This window comes from Chryseobacterium gossypii (assembly GCF_041361455.1).
Classification (GTDB): Bacteria; Bacteroidota; Bacteroidia; order Flavobacteriales; family Weeksellaceae; genus Chryseobacterium; species Chryseobacterium gossypii.
Genome location: NZ_JBGCUR010000068.1, coordinates 1 through 1,564, shown reverse-complemented (window position 1 = coordinate 1,564; position 1,564 = coordinate 1). Strand labels below are relative to the sequence as shown.

Here is a 1,564-nt window from a genome sequence, read left to right as displayed (position 1 = left end):
AAGAGGCTGTCTCAAAAGTAAGATAGCCTTTTTTATATTTTACAAAAAAAGGAAAGCTTTTGCTTTCCTAATATTTGCAAATTGATTAATTTGCTGTGTGTTAAGTAAATCAAAGGTAGTCTTTAAAGATTATAATCCCAAGCAAAATTTTCTTTTTCCTCCGAATTTATCGGAGCTGATAGAAAGTAATCATCCTGTACGAACAGTTTCCGCGGTCATAGACGGATTGGATATCAGTAATTTAATCCGTAATTATAAACCTGGAGGTACTTCTGTGTATCATCCCAAAATGCTTTTAAAAGTATTGGTATATGGTTATTTGTGTAATATTTATTCGAGCAGAAAGCTGGAACAGGCTCTTGGTGAGAATGTTCATTTTATGTGGCTTAGTGCCATGAACCGCCCTGATCATAATACACTGAATCGTTTCAGAAGTGAAAGGTTAAAAGGAGAACTTAAAGACATATTTGCACAAATTGTAATGTATTTAGAGAAAGAAGGTCTGGTAAGTTTACAGACTATTTTTACAGATGGAACCAAAATAGAAGCCAATGCCAACCGCTATACATTTGTATGGGGAAAATCCATTAAAAAGAATAAAGAACGTATAGAATCCCAGCTTGAAGATCTGTGGAACTACACTCAGCAGATAGCCAAAGAAGAAATACAAGATACTTCCGAGGTAGTGTTTAAGTCTATGGATAAAGAAAAAATAAAATCTGTTATAGAAAGGATAGATTCTACTTTAAAAAAGAAGAAGATCTGTCCTAAGGTCCGTCAAAAAATTAATTACGCTAAAAAGAATTGGCCTGATAATCTTGAAAAATACCAGAAACAGCAGGAAATTCTTCGTGGCAGAAACAGTTATTCAAAAACAGATCCTGATGCTTCTTTTATGAGAATGAAAGAAGATCATATGCGTAACGGGCAGCTTAAGCCAGCTTATAATCTTCAGCTCAGTACAGAGAATCAGTTCATTATTAATTATACCCTGCATCCTAATCCTGGTGATACCAAAACCCTTTTACCACACATTGAGAACTTTGAATACCTTTATAATAAACCTCCAAAGGAAATAGTAGCTGATGCCGGATATGGATCAGAAGAGAACTATATTTTTCTGCAAAAGAAAAGAATTAAAGCCTATATCAAATATAATTACTTCGATAAAGACCAGAAAACCAAAACAATAACCTCTTCACCTTCTAATCCAAAACTTTCAAAGCTTCGGCATAAGGTTCATCGCCTTTTTAATACAAAACAGGGAATAAAACTCAGGAAACAAAGATGTCACGATGTAGAACCTGTTTTTGCTCAAATCAAGCATAATAAAGGATTTAAAAGATTCTTCCTAAGGAGTCAAAGCAAAGTCGAAATAGAAACCGGCTTGATTGCTATTGCCCATAATCTGAGAAAAGTTGCTCTGGCAGGGTGAGAAATCTTACTCTTACCTTGTTCTGACTTTAAAAACTCAAAATACCCAAAAAAATAATAATAATCCATAAAAAAATATGGATTAAAAAAAACATGAGCAGAAAAAAGACTGTCCTTTTGAGACAGCCTC

Annotated in this window: 1 protein-coding gene; it reads left to right on the top strand. The window is 33.9% G+C overall.

The window, feature by feature from the left end; genetic code table 11:
• Nucleotides 1-97 precede the first annotated feature (97 nt).
• Nucleotides 98-1,435 (top strand): IS1182 family transposase, encoded by a 1,338-nt coding sequence (locus tag ABMQ40_RS16570; RefSeq protein ID WP_370901608.1) that lies wholly within the window; start codon nucleotides 98-100, stop codon nucleotides 1,433-1,435.
• The last annotated feature ends 129 nt before the right edge of the window (nucleotides 1,436-1,564 follow it).